The organism is Streptomonospora nanhaiensis (assembly GCF_026642255.1).
In the GTDB taxonomy this organism is placed as follows: domain Bacteria; phylum Actinomycetota; class Actinomycetes; order Streptosporangiales; family Streptosporangiaceae; genus Nocardiopsis; species Nocardiopsis tropica.
On record NZ_CP113264.1, the window covers coordinates 3,889,604 to 3,908,918 of the forward strand.

The 19,315-nt window shown below is 73.1% G+C and carries 21 protein-coding genes; 6 read left to right on the forward strand and 15 right to left on the reverse strand.

The genetic code is table 11. The annotated features are described in order from the left end of the window. Positions 1-5: 5 nt before the first annotated feature. The 3 genes from OUQ99_RS16810 to OUQ99_RS16820 all read right to left on the reverse strand — a co-directional run bounded on the left by OUQ99_RS16810 (position 6) and on the right by OUQ99_RS16820 (position 2,701). Positions 6-1,409, reverse strand: a complete 1,404-nt coding sequence (locus tag OUQ99_RS16810; RefSeq protein WP_267944704.1) for an MBL fold metallo-hydrolase — start codon at positions 1,407-1,409, stop codon at positions 6-8. Between the two features lie 179 nt (positions 1,410-1,588). Further along, a complete protein-coding gene (locus OUQ99_RS16815) occupies positions 1,589-2,161 on the reverse strand; it encodes a rhodanese-like domain-containing protein (RefSeq protein WP_267944705.1) in 573 nt (190 codons plus the stop codon). 288 nt (positions 2,162-2,449) lie between these two features. Further along, positions 2,450-2,701, reverse strand: a complete 252-nt coding sequence (locus OUQ99_RS16820) for a metal-sensitive transcriptional regulator (protein WP_267950408.1) — start codon at positions 2,699-2,701, stop codon at positions 2,450-2,452. A gap of 217 nt (positions 2,702-2,918) precedes the next feature. Between OUQ99_RS16820 and OUQ99_RS16825 the strand changes: the two genes are divergently transcribed. Then, positions 2,919-3,359, forward strand: coding sequence for a hypothetical protein (locus tag OUQ99_RS16825; protein ID WP_267944706.1), 441 nt, complete (start codon positions 2,919-2,921; stop codon positions 3,357-3,359). Between the two features lie 98 nt (positions 3,360-3,457). Here OUQ99_RS16825 and vph read toward each other — a convergent pair whose 3' ends face one another. The 11 genes from vph to OUQ99_RS16880 form a co-directional block, all read right to left on the reverse strand. After that, positions 3,458-4,321 carry a viomycin phosphotransferase gene (vph, locus tag OUQ99_RS16830; protein ID WP_267944707.1) on the reverse strand — a complete coding sequence of 288 codons (864 nt, stop codon included), beginning with the start codon at positions 4,319-4,321 and terminating at the stop codon, positions 3,458-3,460. Positions 4,322-4,532: 211 nt separating this feature from the next. Next, positions 4,533-4,889, reverse strand: coding sequence for a hypothetical protein (locus OUQ99_RS16835; protein WP_267944708.1), 357 nt, complete (start codon positions 4,887-4,889; stop codon positions 4,533-4,535). Positions 4,890-5,246: 357 nt separating this feature from the next. Then, a complete protein-coding gene (locus tag OUQ99_RS16840) occupies positions 5,247-6,353 on the reverse strand; it encodes a serine/threonine-protein kinase (RefSeq protein ID WP_267944709.1) in 1,107 nt (368 codons plus the stop codon). Positions 6,354-6,709: 356 nt separating this feature from the next. Continuing rightward, positions 6,710-7,657, reverse strand: coding sequence for a cytochrome c biogenesis CcdA family protein (locus tag OUQ99_RS16845; protein ID WP_267944710.1), 948 nt, complete (start codon positions 7,655-7,657; stop codon positions 6,710-6,712). Continuing rightward, positions 7,654-8,487: a DsbA family protein gene (locus OUQ99_RS16850; RefSeq protein WP_267944711.1), complete on the reverse strand. Its 834-nt coding sequence runs from the start codon at positions 8,485-8,487 to the stop codon at positions 7,654-7,656. Before OUQ99_RS16850 ends, OUQ99_RS16845 begins: the two co-directional genes overlap by 4 nt. 204 nt (positions 8,488-8,691) lie before the next feature. Beyond that, positions 8,692-9,678 carry a serine hydrolase domain-containing protein gene (locus OUQ99_RS16855; RefSeq protein WP_267944712.1) on the reverse strand — a complete coding sequence of 329 codons (987 nt, stop codon included), beginning with the start codon at positions 9,676-9,678 and terminating at the stop codon, positions 8,692-8,694. Then, on the reverse strand, positions 9,675-9,911 hold the full coding sequence (locus OUQ99_RS16860) for a hypothetical protein (protein WP_267944713.1): 237 nt from the start codon (positions 9,909-9,911) through the stop codon (positions 9,675-9,677). The genes OUQ99_RS16855 and OUQ99_RS16860 overlap by 4 nt, the downstream gene beginning before the upstream one ends. A gap of 321 nt (positions 9,912-10,232) precedes the next feature. Further along, positions 10,233-11,192 carry a M56 family metallopeptidase gene (locus OUQ99_RS16865; protein WP_267944714.1) on the reverse strand — a complete coding sequence of 320 codons (960 nt, stop codon included), beginning with the start codon at positions 11,190-11,192 and terminating at the stop codon, positions 10,233-10,235. Continuing rightward, the gene (locus OUQ99_RS16870; protein ID WP_267944715.1) at positions 11,189-11,575 is read right to left on the reverse strand and encodes a BlaI/MecI/CopY family transcriptional regulator; all 387 of its coding nucleotides are present in this window, start codon (positions 11,573-11,575) and stop codon (positions 11,189-11,191) included. Before OUQ99_RS16870 ends, OUQ99_RS16865 begins: the two co-directional genes overlap by 4 nt. Positions 11,576-11,604: 29 nt before the next feature. Further along, positions 11,605-12,930 (reverse strand): PQQ-binding-like beta-propeller repeat protein, encoded by a 1,326-nt coding sequence (locus tag OUQ99_RS16875; RefSeq protein WP_267944716.1) that lies wholly within the window; start codon positions 12,928-12,930, stop codon positions 11,605-11,607. Continuing rightward, complete coding sequence (locus OUQ99_RS16880; protein WP_267944717.1) at positions 12,927-13,661, reverse strand: DsbA family protein; 735 nt, start codon at positions 13,659-13,661, stop codon at positions 12,927-12,929. The genes OUQ99_RS16875 and OUQ99_RS16880 overlap by 4 nt, the downstream gene beginning before the upstream one ends. Before the next feature lie 559 nt (positions 13,662-14,220). Between OUQ99_RS16880 and OUQ99_RS16885 the strand changes: the two genes are divergently transcribed. The 4 genes from OUQ99_RS16885 (at position 14,221) to OUQ99_RS16900 (ending at position 17,683) form a co-directional block, all read left to right on the forward strand. Then, positions 14,221-15,441, forward strand: coding sequence for a cytochrome P450 (locus tag OUQ99_RS16885; RefSeq protein WP_267944718.1), 1,221 nt, complete (start codon positions 14,221-14,223; stop codon positions 15,439-15,441). A gap of 437 nt (positions 15,442-15,878) precedes the next feature. Beyond that, on the forward strand, positions 15,879-16,127 hold the full coding sequence (locus OUQ99_RS16890) for a hypothetical protein (protein WP_267944719.1): 249 nt from the start codon (positions 15,879-15,881) through the stop codon (positions 16,125-16,127). Continuing rightward, positions 16,100-16,309: a hypothetical protein gene (locus OUQ99_RS16895; RefSeq protein ID WP_267944720.1), complete on the forward strand. Its 210-nt coding sequence runs from the start codon at positions 16,100-16,102 to the stop codon at positions 16,307-16,309. The genes OUQ99_RS16890 and OUQ99_RS16895 overlap by 28 nt, the downstream gene beginning before the upstream one ends. 195 nt (positions 16,310-16,504) lie before the next feature. Further along, positions 16,505-17,683 (forward strand): oxygenase MpaB family protein, encoded by a 1,179-nt coding sequence (locus tag OUQ99_RS16900; RefSeq protein ID WP_267944721.1) that lies wholly within the window; start codon positions 16,505-16,507, stop codon positions 17,681-17,683. 202 nt (positions 17,684-17,885) lie between these two features. Here OUQ99_RS16900 and OUQ99_RS16905 read toward each other — a convergent pair whose 3' ends face one another. Beyond that, positions 17,886-18,731, reverse strand: coding sequence for a helix-turn-helix domain-containing protein (locus tag OUQ99_RS16905; RefSeq protein WP_267944722.1), 846 nt, complete (start codon positions 18,729-18,731; stop codon positions 17,886-17,888). Between the two features lie 135 nt (positions 18,732-18,866). Here OUQ99_RS16905 and OUQ99_RS16910 point away from each other — a divergent pair, with 135 nt between their 5' ends. After that, entirely contained in the window at positions 18,867-19,301 is a 435-nt protein-coding gene (locus OUQ99_RS16910; RefSeq protein ID WP_267944723.1) for a hypothetical protein, read from the forward strand. Positions 19,302-19,315 lie beyond the last annotated feature (14 nt).

The following is a 19,315-nucleotide window of genomic DNA, read 5'->3' on the forward strand; positions in this document are numbered from 1 at the left end:
GCCGCTCAGGGCCGGGTGTCCCGTCCCTGCTTCCAGGCGGTCCAGCCCGTGTAGCTGCCGTCGAGTTCGACGACGTCGTAGCCGGCGCGGCGCAGGGCACTGGCCGCGACGGAGTTGCGCGCACCCGCCTGGCAGTAGGTCACGACGGGGCCGTCGTCGGGCAGCTCGTCGAGGTGCCACAGGACCCGGCCCGCACTGAGCTGGCCGGAGCCGGGGATGTGCCCCGCGGCGTGTTCGGTCCTGTTGCGCACGTCCAGGACGAGTGCGGCCCCGTAGTCCTCCAGCTGCGCGGGGGCGATGACGGCCGGAACGGTCGTCGGCAGGCCCTCGAGTCCGGTGGTGTAGCCGGTCACGCGGTCGATGCCGACCCTCAGCAGGTGGTCGCGCACCTCCCCGGCGGTGTCGCCGTCGGGTGCGAGGAGCACCAGGGGGCGGGTCTCGGTCTCCGGGTCGTGGGCCCAGGCGCCGAAACTCGCGGCCTTGGCCGGGCCGGGGACGTTCAGCGCCCCGGCCACGGTGCCGCGGTGCACCTCGGTGTGGGGCCGGGTGTCGACGAACACGATCCGGTCCTCCTCCAGGGCGCTGCCGATGGCGGCGTTCGCGAGTTCGGGCAGCGGGGCCAGGGGGCCCAGGATCTGGGGCCCCTCCCTGTTCTGGCGCTTCATCCTGGCGAAGTACGCGTGGGCGTCGGGCTGCCCGTCGAGGAGTTCGTCGACGAAGCCCTTCTCGTCGTCGTCGCGCAGGTAGGGGCCCCACCAGGCGTTGAGGCGCTCGTATCCGACCGTGGTGGCCGGGAGCGCCCCGAGGGCCTTGCCGCACGCGCTGCCGGCCCCGTGCCCGGGGAGGACCTGGACGTGGTCGGGCAGGGCCAGGAAGGTGTCGCGCAGGCTGGCGAACAGGTGGCGCGCGCCCTCGAAGCGTGTGTCCTCTCCCCCGGCGGCCTCGTCGAGCAGGTCGGGGCGGCCGATGTCTCCGGCGAAGACGAAGTCGCCGGAGAGCAGGTAGCCCGGCCGGTCGCTGAAGGCCCCGTCGGTGATCAGGAAGGACAGGTGTTCGGGGGTGTGCCCGGGGGTGTGCCGGGCCCGCACGGTGATGTTGCCGACGGTGACGGTGTCACCGTCCATGAGCCGTTCGGCGTCGAAGCCGTACTGCCAGTCCTCGCCGCCCTCGCCGGAGACGTAGGCGGTGGCGCCCGTCGCCGCGGCGAGTTCGCGTGTGCCGGAGAGGTAGTCGGCGTGGATGTGGGTCTCGGTCACGGCCACGATCCGCATGCCGTGCCTGCGTGCCAGGTCGAGGTACTCGCCGATGTCGCGGCGGGGGTCGACCACGAGGGCCTCTCCCCGGGCCTGGCAGCCGATGAGGTAGCCCGCCTGGGCGAGGTCGTCGTCGTAGACGCGTTCCAGCAGCATGTCTTCTCCTTGTCGGTGGTTGTCCGCCGCTCCTGCGGATACTCCGGGGAGTATGTGGAGGAGCGGGTGCGGCGATGGCTGCGGGCCGGTCCCGGCCCCGGGTTCGTGTCGGTGCCGCGTGGGCCCGGCGGTCGGCGCCGCTCCCGGCGGGGCCGGCGGCGGCGCCCGGCCCGCGGGGGTCACCGGCGGGCGGCGATCCGTTCGAGGGAGTCCTCGATGTCGACGTGGCCGCGGGGCCGGTTGTAGGGCAGGCGGGCCAGGGCCGTGCCCATCATGCAGGTGTCGGTGACCGCGGCGAAGGCCAGTCCGGCGCCGATGAGTCCGGCGAGCGCCACCGCGGGCGGCCACAGGAGGGAGGCGAGCACGGAGGTGAGCACGAGGCCCCCGGCGACCAGGCGGACCTGGCGCTCCAGCGCCCACCGCTCCCGTCCCCGCACGACGGGGGCTCCTTCGGCCTCCCAGGCGTTCATGCCGCCGCTCATCACCACTGTGTCCCGCAGGCCCGCCTCCGCCAGCCTGTCCTGGCACCGGCGGGCCCTGGCCCCGGACTGGCAGACCAGGACGAGGCCGCGTCCGGCGTCGGCGGCGATGCGCTCCAGGTGGTCGTCCACCCGCTGCAGGGGCAGGTTGACCGCTCCGGGGATGTGGGAGCTCTCGTACTCGGCCGCGGTGCGCACGTCCACCAGCAGGGCGTCGGGGTCGGTCTCGACCAGACTGCGCACGGCGTGCACGTCGATGCTGTTGCCGCTCATGTGTCTCCGTGGGTTCTCGGACGGCCCGGGCGGGCCGTCGGTGGTTCGTGGGCGCCGTGTGGGCGCCGTGTGGGAGACCGTCCGCCCCTCCATACCCCGGGGAGTATCGGGAGAGCGGACCGGCCCCTCGGGCGCGGCGAGAGGAAGGGGGTCCCGTGCCGTACGGCTCGGCCGCCCGATCATACCGGGGGGAGTATCCGAACTGCACAGACCCGCCCCTGTCGGAGCAGGAGGGTCCGGCCCCCGGCGCGGACGGCGCGCGGGCGCGCGGAGGGACCCCGCGAAGCCCTAGGCCAGGGCGAGGAAGAGCTTCTCCAGCTCCTCCTCGGTGAGCTCGGGCTCCTCGCCGCGGTCCCGGGCGGTGTTGCAGTGCCGCATGCCGCTGGCGACGATCTTGAACCCGGCCCGGTCCAGGGCCCGGGAGACGGCCGCCAGCTGCTGGAGGACCGCCGCGCAGTCCTCGCCCTCCTCGATCATCGAGATCACACCGGAGAGCTGCCCCTGGGCGCGCTTGAGCCTCGTGAGGGCGTCGCCGACCATTTCAGGCTTCATCTGCATCCTTTCGCCTTATGGCCGCCAGCATACCCCCGGGTGTATCCGTTCCGACCGTTGGACGGGTCACACCCCCACCGGACGCCCTCACCCCCGGCACCCCGCAGGCCGTCCCACCCGGCGACGACTTATCTTCTATGCAAGATAGAAAACAGATCGGCGGCCCGCCTCCCCCGGAGCGGCCCCGGGAGAGGCGAGGACGCGGATGCTTGCGTGGACCTACCGGCACTGGGCGGTCGCCGCGGCCGCCACCCTGGGCGCGCTGGTGCTCCTGGGGGTGCCCACCGTACTGGTGCCCAACGGTTTCTTCACGAGGGAGATCGAGCCCACCTGGTGGTCCTACCCCGTCTGGGGCGCCGGCGCGGTGCTGTCCGGCCTGCTCGCCGCGACCTACGTCGGCAGGGGCGGGGAGCGGGAGCGGAACACGCGGGGCGGCCTGGGCGGTGTCGTCCTGACCTGGCCGGCCATCGGCTGCCCGGTGTGCAACAAGCTCGTCCTGCCGGCGCTGGGCGCCTCGGGCGCCCTGGCGTGGTTCGCGCCGCTGCAACCGGTGCTCGCCGCGGCCGGGCTCGCCCTCCTCGCCGTGGCCCTGCGGGCCCGGCTGCGCACCGCCGGCTCCTGCCCGCTCCCCCCGTCCCGGGGTTGAGGCACCGGCGCCCGCCGGGGTACGGGCCGGCGACCGCCTGCTTCCGCCGGGCTGCCGTCGACATGAGGGGCACCATGCGGCGGATGCGCCGGTGCGCCTCAGCGGTAGCCGGCCAGGCCGTCGGCCAGTTCTTCCCCGTCGCCGTCGCGGAGGGCGTAGAGGGCTTGCTGCAGGGCGAACGTGCCGCGGATCGCGGTGATGCGGGTGGCGAGCCCGTCGTCCGGCCGACCGCCCAGGGCGAGCACCCGCTCCAGGAGGCCGCGGCCGTGGCCGGCGCCGATAGCCGCGAGGTCCTCGGCCGGGTCGCCGAGTGCGACACCGTCCCAGTCGAGTACTCCGGAGAGGTGCGGCAGACCGTGCTCCCACTCCCACAGGACGTTCTCGGCGCCGAGGTCACCGTGCACCACGGCCCGGTCGACGTGGGGAAGGCCGTCGAGCACGGCGAGTTCCCGTTCGGCCCGCAGGCGCCCACTGTCGGACATGAGCGGGAACAGCTCTGCGCGTACGTCCTCAGCGAACCGCCGCCACCGGTCTTCCGGTTCCTGGGACAGAACCGCTCGTACCGTCTCGTCGGCACCGGCACGGGCCAGCCCGGACAGCAGCGCGGCGTACTGCGCCGCCACGGCGCCGGCCACTCGGGCGTCGTCGAGCGAGTCGGTCTCCAGCGGTTCCCCGGGGATGCGGCCGAGCACCAGGAACGGCTCCTCGTCGGTGCCGTGGGCGCCGCCCCTGAGCAGCGGCTCGGGTATGCGGAAGCCGAGGTCGAGGCCGGCGAGTGCCTGCAGTGCGGCCGCCCGCTCGGGCAGCCGGGCGGCCGCCGCCCGGCTGCGGGGCAGGCACACGACGCGGTCCGAGCCGATGACCACGGTGTGGAACTGCCCCTGGCGCACTGCGAGGCCGTCCGGTTCGTCGTGGGGCAGCAGACGGCTCAGCAGAGCGCGATGCGTCGTCCGGATGCTCATGGGAATGGCCTCTGGATCCTTCGATGGGTCGGGGGCGATGTGCGCGAAGTGCTGTCGGGCCGCGCCGGCGAAGGCGCCTCTCGCCGCGGACACGGGGTCCCGTTCCCGGCGTCGGGCGGCCAGGACGTCGGGGCGAGATGTTGGTGTTCTGGATCGTTGTCGCGGTGGGGGCGGTCGGTCCGTCCCCGCCTGCGAGCGCACGCCGGGCCGGTCACCCCTCGGCGCCGCCCTCGCGGTCCGCGAGGAACTCGTCGAGGAGGCGGAAGAGGACCTCGATCGCGCGGGCCTCGTGCTCGGGCGGCAGTTCCCAGGGGTTGTCCCAGCCCTCGGGCAGGGCGATGTGCAGGACCTGGCCGGGCCAGCCGTGGGTGCAGTCCCGTCCCCCGTGGGCGACCAGCCACTCGTGCCACCCCTCCAGCCCGGGTGCCCCGTGACGGGCCGAGCTCTGGTCGTACCCGGTCAGGAACGCGGTCATTGCGTGGAAGGTGGCGCGGCCGACGAACATCCCCGGCCGCTTGCCCACACCGGCGAAGTACTCGCGTTCACTCATCTCGTTGACTCTGGTCATACTTCCGCTCCCTCGCGTGATCGCGGTCATGGCCCGAAGTCTGCCCCGGCCGCAGGTACCGCATCCGGTCGACCGTCACCGGGAGCGGCCGGAACCGGCGACGGCACCGACAGCTTCGGTTTCTGGCACCGATCTTGCGGTGCGTCACGTTCCATGGGCCGGTCGGAGCAGAAGCAGGAGCACCTCACGGCTCTCCGAAGCGCGCACGTGGCTCCAGGGCCCAGGCCTTCGCGCCCCTTCTGAGCCGACCGCGAGACCGGTGCCAGGCCCCGAACACGACAGTGCTCGTGAGCGTGGAGACGTCAGTGGTCGGTTTCCGGATCAGCCGCTGATCGTCCGTACACGAGCCCCGGGTGCTCAGCTCTCCCCGCCACCGGCCTCCTCGATCGCCTCGACCAGTGCGACGGCCCGACGGAGCACGTGGTCCAGGCCGTCCTGTGGCATCCGCCCCTGGCGCACGGCCGCCTCCACCCCGCTCAACATCGCGCACACCTCCGCAGGCGACTCCAGGCCCGTCGGGGGCCGCGTACCGCATGCGGCCAGGACGCTGTCGGGGGTGGGGCGGTCAACGGGGTCCTTGGCCAGGCAGGCGGAGACCAGGTCCTTCAGCGGCCCGGTCAGTCCGCTCAGGTCGGGTTCGGAGTGGATAATACGGTGGGTGATCGCGTGGGCGGGGCCCTCGCCGAACGGGCTGCGGCCGGTGGCGGCGAATGCCAGCACGCACCCGAGGGAGAACACGTCGGAGGCGGGTCCCACCGAGGCCCCGGTGACCTGTTCGGGGGACATGAAGGCGGCGGTGCCCAGCACGGCGTGGGTTCGGGTGTAGGAGGTGGCGTCCAGGGCGCGGGCGATGCCGAAGTCGATCAGGCGGGGCCCGTCGGCGGCCAGGAGGACGTTGCCGGGCTTGAGGTCGCGGTGAACGATCCGGCATGCGTGCACCGCGACGAGTCCCTCGGCCAGGCCCGCGCCCAGGGCGGCGACCGAGTCCGCCGGGAGCGGGCCGTGCTCGCGGACCGCCGCGTACAGGGTGGGCCCGGGGATATAGGCGGTGGCCAGCCAGGGCGGGTTCCCGTCGGGGTCGGCGTCCACAACCTGGGCGGTGTGGAACCCGCCGACCCTGCGGGCGGCCTCGACCTCGGCGGCGAAGCGGCGGCGGAACTCGGGGTCTTCGGCGAGCTCGGGGTGGACGACCTTGATCGCGACGTCGCGTCCGCCGGGGGAACGGCCCAGATACACCCGGCCCATGCCGCCGGCGCCCAGGCGACCTGAAAGCCTGTAGGGGCCGATCCGCTCGAGGTCTGGGTCCATCTCCAAAGGCCTGGTCTTCGACACGGCGTCCCTGGGAAGCGGAGGAGTCTTGTGACGCAATCGCCGCCTGTTGAAGACCATCACTCCGACGGCGGCGAGCACGAAGACGACCACGATCACCCAGGAGGGCCAAGGGAAAATGGTGAAATTCGGCATAGGGCGACGGTAGCCGGACCCAGGGGGCGCCAGGCCGTTCGCGGACGGTCGTCACCGTTTGGAGAGCGGGCGCCGAAGAACTGGCCGCCGACCCGCCAAGGGCGAGTTCACCGTCGACCCGGCCGTGCGGTTCAGCCTTCTCCCCCGAGCACTCACCGACAGCGCAGGAGGAGCGCTGACGTCCCTGGGATGTCTGGCACCGATCCTGTGGTGCGTCACGTTCCATGACTCGGTCGGAGCAGAAGCAGGGACACTTCACGGCTCCTCGAAGTGCGCACGTGGCTCAAGAGCACAGGTCTGCGCGCCCCTTCGTGAGCCAACCGCGAGACCGGTGACAGAACCCGTCCCCGCGGCCGTCAACACGAGGATCCCGCCGGGCCCGAAGGACTTTCAGGACCACGGGGGCCGGGGGCCTCCCCGCCCCGGTCCGACTCCTGCCCCGGCGCCTCGGAGGGCCGTGTCGGCTCCGGCCCCGCGGCGTCCCCGCGCTGGCGGTACCAGCCGCGGAGCCCGACCGCGAGGAGCAGGAGGCCCACCACGGCCAGCAGGACGGTGTCGGACCCCGATCCGCCGACCCCGAAGACCCACTCCTGGACGCCGTGCGCCGCCTCGGTGAGGCGGCCCGTTCCGCCGAAGAGGGTCGCCGTCCCCTGCGAGGTGAGGAACACGGCCCCGACCCCGATGAACAGCAGGCCCGACAGCAGGGCGGTGGTGTGCAGTTCCACCGGGCCCAGGCGGAGGGTGCGGCCCCGCAGCCAGCGGCGGGACCCGAGGTCGTAGCGGTCCCACAGCAGCGCCAGCACGAACAGCGGCGCGGCCATGCCCAGGGCGTAGACCGCCAGGAGCAGGGCGCCGCGCACGGTTCCGCCGGTGGCGGCGACGGTCAGCACCGCGCCCAGGATGGGGCCGGAGCAGAAGCCCGCGAACCCGTACACCGCTCCCAGGGCGAAGACCGACACCCCGCTGGTCCTGCCGGCCAGGCGCCCCTGGATGCGCTGTGCCAGGCCGGAGGAGAAGCCGAAGCCCGCGATCTGGGCGACGCCGAAGGCGATGACGAGCCATCCGGCGACGGCGATCAGGAGTTCCCGCTCTCCGTAGACCAGGCGGCTGACCAGCGCGGATCCCGCCCCCAGGGGGACGAGGGTGGTGCACAGCCCGAGGTAGAACACCGTCGTGCGCACGAGGAGGCGGCGCGGGTCGCGGAAGGCGTAGCCGAAGAAGGAGGGGAGCAGGAGCGCGCTGCAGGGGCTGAGCAGGGCGAGCACACCGCCGGCCAGGGCGGCGGCGAAACCGATGTCGGTCACTGCCGCCCACCCCCGGTCCCGGCGGCCTCCAGGGAGCTGTCGATGACCGCCTCGAACACCTCCAGGGGCTGGGCGCCCATGACGGCCTGGCCGTTGATCAGGAAGGCCGGGGTCGAGGTGACACCGATCGAGAGACCCTCGGAGAAGTCGCGTTCGACCTGCGCGGCCGCGGCGTCCGCGGCGCGGTCCTCGTCGAACCGCCCGGCGTCCAGTCCCAGTTCGTCGACGACCCCGGCGAGGGTCTCCTCGGTATCGCTCTCGCCCGACTCCTCGGCCGCGGCGTAGTAGGCCTCGTGGAACTCCCAGAAGGCGCCCTGCTCGGCGGCGGCGCGGGAGGCCCGGGCGACGTCCTCGGAGGTGTCGGTGATGACGGGGAAGTCCCGCCACTCGATGCGCAGGTCGCCGGACTCGACGTAGTGCGCCAGCTCGGGCTGGGTCTCCTGTACCCAGCGGCCGCAGTAGGGGCAGTGGTAGTCGGAGTAGACCACCATGACGACCGGCGCGTCGACGTCGCCCAGGGCCGTGGGGTCGTCGGCCTGTCGACGGGCCATGGGCGCGTCGGCCCCGGCGGAGGCCGTGTCCGGAGCCGCGTCCCCGGGCCCGTCGGCGGCGGCCCCGGACGGGGCGCCCGACGCGCCCGCCTCCTGTGCCGCGCCCGTCTCCTCCGCGGGGTCCTCGGAGAACCGCACCACGGCGACCGCGGCGGTGACCAGGAGCAGGGCCGCGCCCGCCGCCAGCGGCACCTTCCAGGAGGCGCCGCCGCGGGCAGCGGTTCCGTCTCCGGAGGAGCGGCCCGCGGGCTGCGCTCCCCGCTTCGGGGCATCGGACATCGTCGGCCTCTTTCCTCACCCGGCAGTTGTTTCTATCCAACATAGTAGAGCCGCTAAGGTGGATAGAAACACGAGTCGGGGGTGTGCCGCCCCGGCCCGCGCCTCCGCCCGACGGGACGGCGGAGGCCCCCGGGGACCGGTGGCGGGCGGCCGAGGACGGCCCCGTCAGTGCCTGTTGTCGGCGAGCGGACGTGCCTGATCGTGTTATCGGCCGTTGGTGCGGCTGTGCTCGGCCAGGAGCGTGAACCCGGGACGGTCGACCGATGCGGCGGTGGCCGAGAGGACGGCGACGCCGGTGCCGGTGCTGCGGTCGAGTCCGAGCCAGGACCGGAAGCCGCCGGTGCCGCCGTTGTGCCAGGTGATCGGTCGGCCCTCCGCCTGGATCGTGATCCATGCGGCGCCGATGCGGGCGCCGGCGCCGAACGGGGCGATCGGATCGAGTGCGGCGGTGCCCGGGGCGCTGCCGTCGAGTACCGCCGCCGTGAAGCGGGCCATGCCGGTGATGGAGGCCCGGATGCCGCCTGCCGGTCCGATTCCCTCCCCGGTCCAGGGTTGTCGCGGTCGTCCACGGAGGCTTCTGCCGTCGAGCGCCCCGGGGCGAAGCTCGTCGGCCGTCCCCGGGACGTAGAAGCGGTCGAGTTCCAGCGGGGTGGCGATGCGCTGTCGGACGAGCTCCGGATAGGTGGTCGTGGCGGCGCGGGCGAGGGCGTGTCCGAGAAGTTCGAACCCGAGGTTGGAGTAGCGGGACCGTGGCGTGCCCAGCGGAGTGCGCCGGGCCTGGTCGAGGAGCTGTTCGAGGTCCTCGCCGTAGGGGTTGGTTCCGTGTCGCCACAGGGCGAAGGTGCGCCGCCACGGTCGTGCGGATCCCGGTAGCCGGGGCAGGCCGGAACGGTGTGTGCTGAGCGATCGCAGTGTCACTCGTGCGGCGGGGGCGTCGCCCAGGGGCAACAGTTCGCCGAGGCTCGTGTCGGGGGTGATCTCGCCTCGGGCGAGGGCGTCGGCGTAGAGCAGCCCGGTGACCGCCTTCGCGATCGAGCCGATTTCGAAGTCGGCGTCGAAGCCGGTTCCGCGGCTCGCCACGCGCATGCCCTCAGGCGTGACCACGGCCGCCGCGGCGACCGGGTGGCGCGGGCCCAGCAGTGCGCCGAGCCTGGTGACGAGCTGCTGGTCGCCGTGTGTCCCGGCGGTCATGACCGACCGCCGAACAGGCCCCGACCGGCGTACCTCTTGTGGAATGCCTGTTTCGGAACACCCAGGCCGGCGGCGGTTCGCAGCCATGTGGCGCCGTTGTCGCGAGCGCGGCGCACCGGCACCGCTTCGCTGCGTTCCGTCTCGGCGCGGAGCCGCGCCAGGGCGCGCAATCCCAGCAACGGGTCGTGGTCGGCCGTCAATGCCGCGAGCTCGGTCAACTGTTCCATATCCATAAGTCAACCGTAGTTGACCGCCACCCGATTCGTCAACCAAAATTGACTCCGCTGGCCGAAGAGCGCCTCCCGGACGCTGTCGAGGCGCGTGTGAACATGACTGGGCGACGGGCGTGATCACAGCAGCGGACAAGACGATGAACGAGCTGTTCAGCGGGCTACCGGTCCGGCAGTCCACCAAGCTCGTCCGGCAATTGCGGCGCGAGGGCGCCGATCCTCCGTTCAAGGGGAGGCCGTGGAAACCCACCTTCGAAGACCGTGTCCCGCTGATGACTGCCTACTGGCGCACTGATCTCACGACCGTGCGGGCACGCAAAGGGATCAGCCGGCGGCGCACTGGCAGTGCGGGATCAGCACCGCGGCGAGCGCCGACGCGACCGTGAACACCAGGGGCAGCGCCACGAGCGCGGCGGTGGCCCAGGTGCGGGCACGCGCCCTCCAGGGTCGGCACCGCTCGGGCGGCCGGACCTGGCGGCGCACGCGTTCGACCGGGCACGCGCCGCCGATGGACAGGGTCTGCGGCGCCCCGGCCGGCGCGGCCCCGGCGAGGGAGCCCAGCGCATGGACCAGGGGGCGCATCCCGACGGCGCGCACGGCGTGGTCGTCGGCTGCCCACTCCACCAGGACGGGGACCTCGCGCGCCGCGGCGCGGAACAGGGGGACGCCGGGGAAGGCGCGGTCGAGCAGCCGGGCCCAGGCGACGACGAGGTGGTGCCGGCCGCGCAGGTGCGCCCGCTCGTGGGCCAGGACGGCGCGGGCCTGGGGGGCGGTGAGCACGCCGAGGGCGCCCCGGGTGATGACGACGCCGCCCCGGCTGCCGGGGACGCAGTAGGCGCCGGGCTCGGCGGTCTCCAGCAGCCACACGGGCTGGCCGTGCAGGCGTCGGCGCTGCGCCGTGGCCAGGAGGCCGTCGTGGTGGGTGCGCCTCCAGGACAGGCCGGCCCGCCCCTGACGGGCGGCGGTCCACAGCAGGCGCAGGAGGGCGGCCAGGGCCAGTGCCGCCCCGGCTGCGATCCCCCACCCGGCGTGGTTGCGCTCCAGGGCCTGCAGGAGGCTGACGCACGCCGCCAGGACGCCCTTGACCGAAGGGCCCAGGAGGTCGGCGGCGAGCACCGCGAGCAGGGTCGCGCAGGAGAGCACCCAGGCCGCGGTGGCCGCGGTCCACAGCGCCAGCATGGTGCGCGGGCCCGGGTCGCAGGAGCGGGCGGTGCGGCGCAGGAGCCCGGGGCCCCTGACCCCGAGCGCGGCCACGGCGCACAGGGCGGCGAAGGACCAGATCACGGTTCCTCCTCGCCCGGCACCTCGGAGAGCAGAGCGCGCAGGGCGCGCACGTCCTCGGGCTGCATGGTGTCGACGAAGCGCAGCAGTGTCGCCTCGGAGTCGCGGCTGCCGGTCAGCGCCTCGTGCATCACCTCGGCCGCGTGCGTCGAACGGTCGCGCAGGGGGCGGTAGAACCACAGGCGGCCGATCCGCTCGCGGTCGACCCATTCCTTGCGCCGCAGGTTCTCCAGGACGGTGGAGGTGGTGGTGTAGGCGATCTCGTGGTCGGTGAGCCCCTCCAGGACACCGCGCACGGGCAGGGGCTCGGGCGCCCGCCAGAGCACCTCCATGACCGCGGCCTCCAGTGGTCCCAGCCCAGCGATCATCGCACCCGTACCCCGCATCGACGTCGAATCCTCCCTCAGCATAGTGATCACGCGCCTCCCCGTTCGCGGTCGGCGCCGTGCGGGGGAAACACGGTGTAGGAGTCGGCGCCGCCGTCGCCGGGGACCGCCGCCACGGCCGTGCCTCCCGCCGTCCCGGCCACCGGGATCAGCCAGCCGCCGCGTCCCAGGAGGGCGCCGTCGGCCATGGAGCGGACGCGGTTCTCCCTGTCGAGCGAGGTGTACAGGTACCCGGAGACGATGCCGACGGGCCGCTCCCCCGGGTCCGCCCCCACCGTCCACGCCCGGTTCCCGGAGGCCCGGTCCCACCCCGCGATGACGGGTTGGCCGGAGCGGGCGGAGGTCCCGGCGACGGCAGCGCGCCCGTGCTCGTCGCCCACCGACACGGGCGGAGCCCCCGCGAGGGGCTCCGCCAGGGCGCGGCCGTCCCTCAGGTCGTGGACGGTGAACGCCGTGGTCTCCCCCCGTTCCCAGGTGATGACCGCCCACGGAGCGGAGCCGCTGGCGGGGCGGGGGCCGTAGGTGAGGGAGGTCTTCCCCGGTTCCCCTTCCAGGGTGTCGGGGACTGGCAGGTCGGCGTGGTGCCAGAGTTCGTCCCCGGAGCGGGCGTCGACCGCGCGCAGCGCGCCGTCGCGGTGGAGGACCACGGTGCCCTGGTACTCGTGCAGGACCGCCCCGCCCCGGCTCTCGTCCGCGACGACCTCCCCGGTGTCCGCGGACAGGGCGACGGCGGGGCCGGTGTCGGCGCTCATGACGGTGTGGGCGACCTGCGCGAAGACCAGCCCCGGTCCCACCCAGGTGCCGGGCACCTCCGTGGGGCCCCACACCCTGCGTCCGGTGGAGGGGTCCAGAGCGGCCGCGGTGGTCCGGGCGGCCAGGAGTCCGCGGTCGGGGGCCGCGTCGCTGTCGAGCAGCACGACCAGGTCGTCGCCGCCGTGCGTGCGGGTGAGGGTGAACCCTGTACAGCTCGGGTTGCGTTCGGTGGTCCAGCGGGTGCGCCCGTCGGCGTCCGTGCCCACGAAGTGGAGTTCGCCGCTTCCCTCCGGCGTCACGGGTCCGACGAACCCGGTGTCGGTGCCGCGGGGGTCGGAGGAGTAGGGCGTGGCCCGCCCGGCCGCTGCGTCGAGGACGCCGGGGAGCAGGTCGGGCTCCACCGCCGCGGCCGGGGCCGGGTCCCCGTCCAGGGGCAGGGCGTCGGCGGGGTCCGCGAGTTCGGGCCTGCCGCAGGCCGCGAGGGCCAGGAGCAGGCAGAGGGCTGCGGCGGCGGACGGTCGGCGGACCGCCGTCCCCCAGCGGGGCGGGGTTGCGTGGGAGGGGCGGCGCGGGCGGCGGGGGCCGTCCACGACGGGGCTCACGGCCGGCGTCCCGCGTCGCGCAGGGCGAGGTCGACGGCTCCGGTGAAGGACTCCAGCGGCTGGGCCCCCAGGACGGGGTCGCCGTTGACCAGGAAGGCGGGTGTTCCGCTGATCCCCATCGTCTGCCCCTCGGCGAAGTCCTCCTCGACCGCCTTCTCCGCTTGGGCACTCTCCAGGTCCCGCGCGAAACGCTCCGTGTCCAGGTCCAGTTCCTGCGCGACTCCCTCCAGCCGTGTGCGCAGGGCCGCGTCGTCCCCGGTGAACTCCCGCGGGGCCTCGTAGACGAGGGCGTGGTACTCCCAGAAGGCGTCCTGCTCGGCGGCGGCCGCGGCGCCCAGGGCCAGGAGGCGGGAGTCGTCGCCCAGGTAGGGGAACTCCCGCCACTCGATGCGCAGCAGGCCCTCCGCGACGTAGGTGTCGGTGAGCTCGGGCTGGACCCGGCGCACCCATTCGCCGCAGTAGGGGCACAGGTAGTCGGAGTAGGCGACCATGACGACCGGTGCGTCCACCGCTCCCATGGCGCGGGGGTCGCCGGCCTGTCTGCGGGCGAGCTCCTCCCCCGCCTCCCTCATGTCCTCGCTGACGGTGGCCGCCGGTTCCCCGCCCGCCCCTGCCGAGGGGGTCCGGAGCAGCTCGGCCCTGGCGAACAGGAGGACGAGGGCCAGGGCCACGCAGGCCGCTCCGGTGAGCACCAGGGCCGGTGCGATCGGGCGTCCGGTCCGTTCCGGCATGGAGGGCACCTCCGGTGTCGCGCGCTGGCGCGGGGTCTCGTGGTTCTCGTCCTGGGTGGTGCGGAGGGCGCCGGACCGCGGCACGCCGCGGGGGCGGGCCCCTCCCGCACCACACTCTTCTATGGAAGATAGAAGTCATTCTATGCAGGATAGAGAGAGGTTGGGGATCGAGGAGTATTGCTACAGGCCGCGGCGGAGGACCTTCCCAAGCCCACCGGCCGGTGGTGAGCACCGCCAACGCCCGGGTCTTGTCCACCTCCGTGGGCAGGGTGTGGCGGCGGGTGGTGTTGAGGTCGGCGTGCCCTTCAGCTCCGCGACCAGCACCCCGTCGACCGGCTCGGAGGCGAGGTCGTCGCGACCCGAGTGGACAGCGCGCCGCCGGGGTGATTGCGGTCCGCTCCGATCCTGCCGACTGGAGGCAACGAAACGCGGCGGATCCGCGCGATTTCGCGCCTTATTTCCTCCCCGGGGTCAGAGACAGAAGCCTGCCCCGTTTCCCCGACCGCGCACGAGGACATGAGCCCCGGTGACCTCCTCTGAACCGATTCCCGGAGGAACCATGACCGGCCAGCAGACCGCTCGCCCTACCGCCGTGGACTACCCGTTCGGCCCCGCCATCGAACTCGGCCTCGACGCCGCCTACGCACGCGTGCGCGCCACCCAACCCCTCCAGAGCGTCCGCATGCCCTACGGCGAGGATGCCTGGCTGCTCACCCGCCACGACGACGCGCGCGCCGTGCTGGCCGACCCCCGCTTCAGCCGGGCCATGGCGTGTGAGCGGGGCGAGGCGATGCCGCGGGTGGAGGCCGAGTCCCGCCTGCCACCCACCGCTCTGCTCTTGACCGACCCCCCGGACCACACCCGCCTTCGCGAGCTCGTCCCCCGCTCGCTGACCGCGCGAAGGGTGGAGGAGTCGCGGCCCCGCATCCGCGAGATCGCCGAAGGGTTCACCTTGGCCATGGCCGACTCCGGACCACTGGCCGATGTCGTGGAGCATCTGGGATTCCCCTTGCCGGTGGCCGTGATCTGCGACGCGCTCGGTGTCCCGCCCGAAGACCACCGGCTGTTCCACCGGTGGGGGCGGGCATTCATGGCGGTCAGCGCGTTCCCCCCCGCCTACGTACAGGCGGCGATGAAGGAACTGCGCACCTACCTGGGCGGTCTCATCGCGCAGCGGCGCGCCGAGCCGCGTGAGGATCTGCTCTCCGGCATCGTCGCCGCCGCCGACGCCGACCCTTGCGTCAGCGAGTGGGCCCTGGTCAATCTGGCATCGGCGTTGCTCGTCGCCGGCCACGAGACCACCGTCTCCCAGATCTCCAACTTCGTGTACACATTGCTGAACACCCCCGGCGCCTGGCGGCGACTGCACGCGGACCCGGGGCTGGTGCCGTGTGCGGTCGAGGAGCTGTTGCGTTTCATCCCGCTCACCACCCACGCCGATTCCGTGCTCTATGCCCGCGAAGACGTGGACCTGAGCGGCGGCCGGGTCCGTGCGGGGGAGCCCGTGCTGGTGTCGATGGCCGCGGCCAACCGCGACCCCGCGGTGTTCCCCTCGCCCGATCACCTCGACCTGGAGCGCAACCCCAACCCGCATCTGGGTCTGGGCCACGGCATTCATCATTGCCTGGGCGCGTCTTTGGCGCGGCTGGAGCTGCAGGAGGCGCTGTACGCGCTCACCAAGCACTTCCCAGACCTGGAGCTGGCCTTGCCCCTGGAGGATCTGGCGTGGACGCAGGGGTACATCACCCGCGGACTCACCACTCTCCCGGTCAGATGGTGAATCCACTGAGTGGTGCCTCGGTTTGACAGGTCGGACACCTCGGTGTGTGGAGGTCATTCAGGTCTGGGTCCTGGATCCCTGGTGACTGCCTTGATGGAGTTCGTGGTGCTCTGCTGGGTGACTGCTGCCGGCTCAGTAAGTGCTGGAGGCCGGCTGGGCCGGCGCGATCGCGTTCGGCAAGCCCTTCATCGCCAACCCCGACCCGCCCCACCGCCTGGTCCAGGAGACACCGCTCAACGAACTGCGACCGAAGGTCATCTACGGCGGCGCTGGGGCTACACCGACCACCCCTTCCCGGCCGACCGACCGGACCGTTGCACCCGACCCGGGGAGAGCGGTGAGGGCCCCCTGTCGCGCGGGGCCTCGCAGCATCCAGGAAGGCCTGGGACCAAGCAGGGACGGACCGAGTGCACCGGAAACGGAGCAGGGGTATGCGGTTGAGTGAGCAGAGTTACCTCGTGTTGCTCGCCCTGCCCGAGGGACGGCAGCACGGCTACGGGGTGATCGTCTCCGTGCGCCGACTGGCCCAGAACAGGCTCAGACGCGACGCGGTCACCCTGAACGAGGCGTTGGAGCGCCTGACGGTCCGGGGACTGGTGCGGGCCTCGGGAGAACAGGCGGCCGACCGCCGCTCCCGGCTCATCGGTCGGGGCGCCCCATGCACCCCAACAGCCTCACCGAACTGATCCGCGACATCGGTATCCCCGGAACAGCGGTGCGCACATCCGCGCTGCGCCAACTCGTGCTCCAGGCCCCCGCACCGGTCATCGCCCAGGCGCTGGGGTCCCACGCCAAGACCACCACCCGGGTCGTTGCCCAGGCTGGAGGAACCTGGAACCGCTACGCCCCCAGCGACCACACACAGTGATCACGGTGGCGGAAGCCACGGAGAACACAGATCACTCGATCAACGACTCCTACCAGTCTCGCCCCCAGGATGGGGCGGCGGGGCCGCTCCCCCGCACGAGGAGGCCGGTCCGCCCCGGGGAACCCGCCTCCGCCGGGGAAGGGGGGATCGGCAGGCCGTGGCTGCCTCCGGGCACGGAAGGATAGAAACGACCTCATGACCGATGTGAACCACACCCAGTCCGTGCCCGAGCGGCTCGTCGACCTCGCCGCCGCGCGGACCCGCCACGGCGACCGTGTCGACTTCCTGGTGCCCATGCTGCAGGTGGGCGACCCGCTCGCCGACGCCGTCATCGCCGAGTTCGACGAACACGGCCGTTCCGCCCGCGCCGCCCTCCAGCGCGGCCTCGCCGAGGGCCGTGCGAGCGTGCCGGACGCCCCGCCGGCCGTCGACGCCCTGCTCGCCCACACGGAGACCGTGCCGGCATGGGTCTCACGCGAACTCCTGGAGCAGGGCGACCGACCCTCGCTCGCCGTGCCGTTCCACTGGAGGAGTCTCGCCTTCTCCGTCGGATCGCTGACCCACACCTACAGCTCCCCCGCGATCGCGCGACTGCTCGTGGGCACCGGCCGGCTGACCTCGACGGCGCCGCGCCGGCTCGCCGAGACCGGACTGTGGCACGCCTCGGCGATCCTGCCCGGCGGCCTGCTCCACGGCGCCTCCGGCCTCGTGCAGACCGTGCAGGTCCGGCTGCTGCACGCACGCGTCCGCGCCGCGGCCACCAAGCACGGCTGGGACTCCGAGCGGTGGGGGGTGCCGATCAACCAGGCCGACGTCGCACGCACATGGCTCGACTTCACCGTCGTGCCGTTCAAGCTACTGGAGGGCATCGGCTACCGGCTCACCGAGGAGGAACAGTCCCTCCTCTACCGCTACTGGTGGTACGTGGGCCACCTGCTGGGCCTCGACGAGGAGTTCTTCCTCGGCATCGAGGACCACGAGCAGGCCGGCGAGCTGCTGGACCTGCTCGACTCGACCTCCGCCGCACCGGACGAGAACAGCAGGCAACTCGTCGGGGCTCTGTTCGACGCCGCCGGCGCCAATCTCGCCTCCGCCCCGCAGTCGCCGATGGACGGGGCGGGCTGGCGCGACCTGATGCACGCACTCGCCCACCGTTTCCACGGCGAGAAGGCCACAGCCATGGGCATCCCGGAGTCACCCCTCACGGCGGTGCTGCCGTTGATCGCGGCGGGCGAGGCCAAGGCGCGCAGCTACCAGCTACAGGTCCCCGGAGCGTTGCGGCAGGCCGAGGAGGTCGGCATCTCCGCGATCCGCGGCCTCGCCGCCACCCTCACCGACAGCACCGCCTACCAGGACCACGTCTCGCCCTCCTGAGCCGTGGCGCCGCGGCCGGGGGCGTCGACGGCGTCCCCTCGAACGTCGCCGCGCTCCCGCCCGGCGGATCCGGCGACCCTGTGGTGGGGGCTCGAGGACGTCCCCGCGGGCGGCGGGCCCGGCGCCGCGGCTCAGGCGCGGGTTCCCGGAGCGCCCCCGGCGGCGGTGCGTTGCCGGTGCCCCGTCACGACGTGTCGTCGGGCTAGGGGAACACGTTCGCGGGAGCGGCGGAGTTCTTCGAGGACGCCGGCGCCAGGGCGCGCAGTGTGTCGGCGGTGAAGCCGTCCAAGGGGTAGAACAGCTCGATCGCCAGCTCCGACAGCGTCACGTCGGCCGGTGCGCCGAAGGTGGCCATGGTGCTGAACAGCGCCAGTTCTCCGAAGGGGGTGCGCAGGCGCAGCGGCACCCGGATGGGGTTCGGCCCGTCCGCCGGACCGGTGCCGGCGTCGGCGGGCTCCTCGGCGGCGGGATAGCACGACACCTCCTCGTAGAGGGCCCGCAGGTCGGCGTCGGCGGTGGTGTTGACCTGGTGCAGCAACCGGTCGAGGAACAGCTCGCGCACCTCGCCCAGGTTGACCAGGCGCGCGGCGAGGCCCTCGGGGTGCAACGCCAGTCGGAACACGTTCGGCCGGGGCTCCGACAGGTGCGCGGGAACGCCCTCCATGAGGACGGACATGGCGGAGTTGCCCCGCACCACGTTCCACAGCCGGTCCACGACGACGGCCGGGTACGGCTCGTGCGTCGCCAGGACGGTCTCCAGGGCCGAACTGACCGAGGCCATGTACGCGTCGTCGGGGCTGCTCTCCCGGTAGGCGGGGGCGTACCCTCCGGCCAGCAGCAGGGTGTTGCGCTCGCGCAGGGGGATGTCCAGCGCGGCCGACAGCCGCAGCAGCATCTCCCGGCTCGGGCGGGCCCGCCCGGTCTCCATGTACGACAGGTGCCGCGCGGAGGTGTCGGCCAGCAGGGACAGGTCGAGCTGGCTGAGCTTGCGGCGTCGGCGCCAGTCCCGCAGCAGGGGGCCCGCGGTCGACGGCTCTCGCGTTTCCATGCCCGGAAGCATAGGTCCTCGGTCTGCGGGGGAGCCGCCGCCATGACCTCGGAGGTTATTGAGGCGCTGAGCGGACGGTGGGAGTCTTTCTCCCCACGCGGCCCGTACGGGCCGCACGAAGGAGAAGGAGCCGGTATGAACGCATCGATCGTGGCGGGTTCTGCCGCGCGCACGGCGATCGGCGGCAGGGCGGCGGAACAGCTGCGCACCGTCCTGCGGATCGACGGCTGGAGCACCGCGGTCTTCGGTGTGGTCCTGCTGGCCGCCGGTCGGCCGTTCGTCGAGGTGCTGGGACTCCCGCTCGCCTGGTCGGTCCCGTTCGGTGTCGCCATGCTCGGCGGCGCCGCCGCCCTGGGACTGATCGCCGGTTACCCGGCCGTCCCGGTCCGGTACACCGCCCTGGTCGTCACGGGCAACGCGCTCTCCTGCGTGGCTCTCGTGGTCCTGGTGTTCGCGGGACCGATCCCGCTCACCGGTCCGGGGACGGCGTTCCTGCTGAGCGGAGCGGTGGTCGTGGCGGTCTACGCGGGACTGGAGTTCCTGGCTCTGCGGAGGGCCATGGCGCGGTGACCGGCGGGACGCCC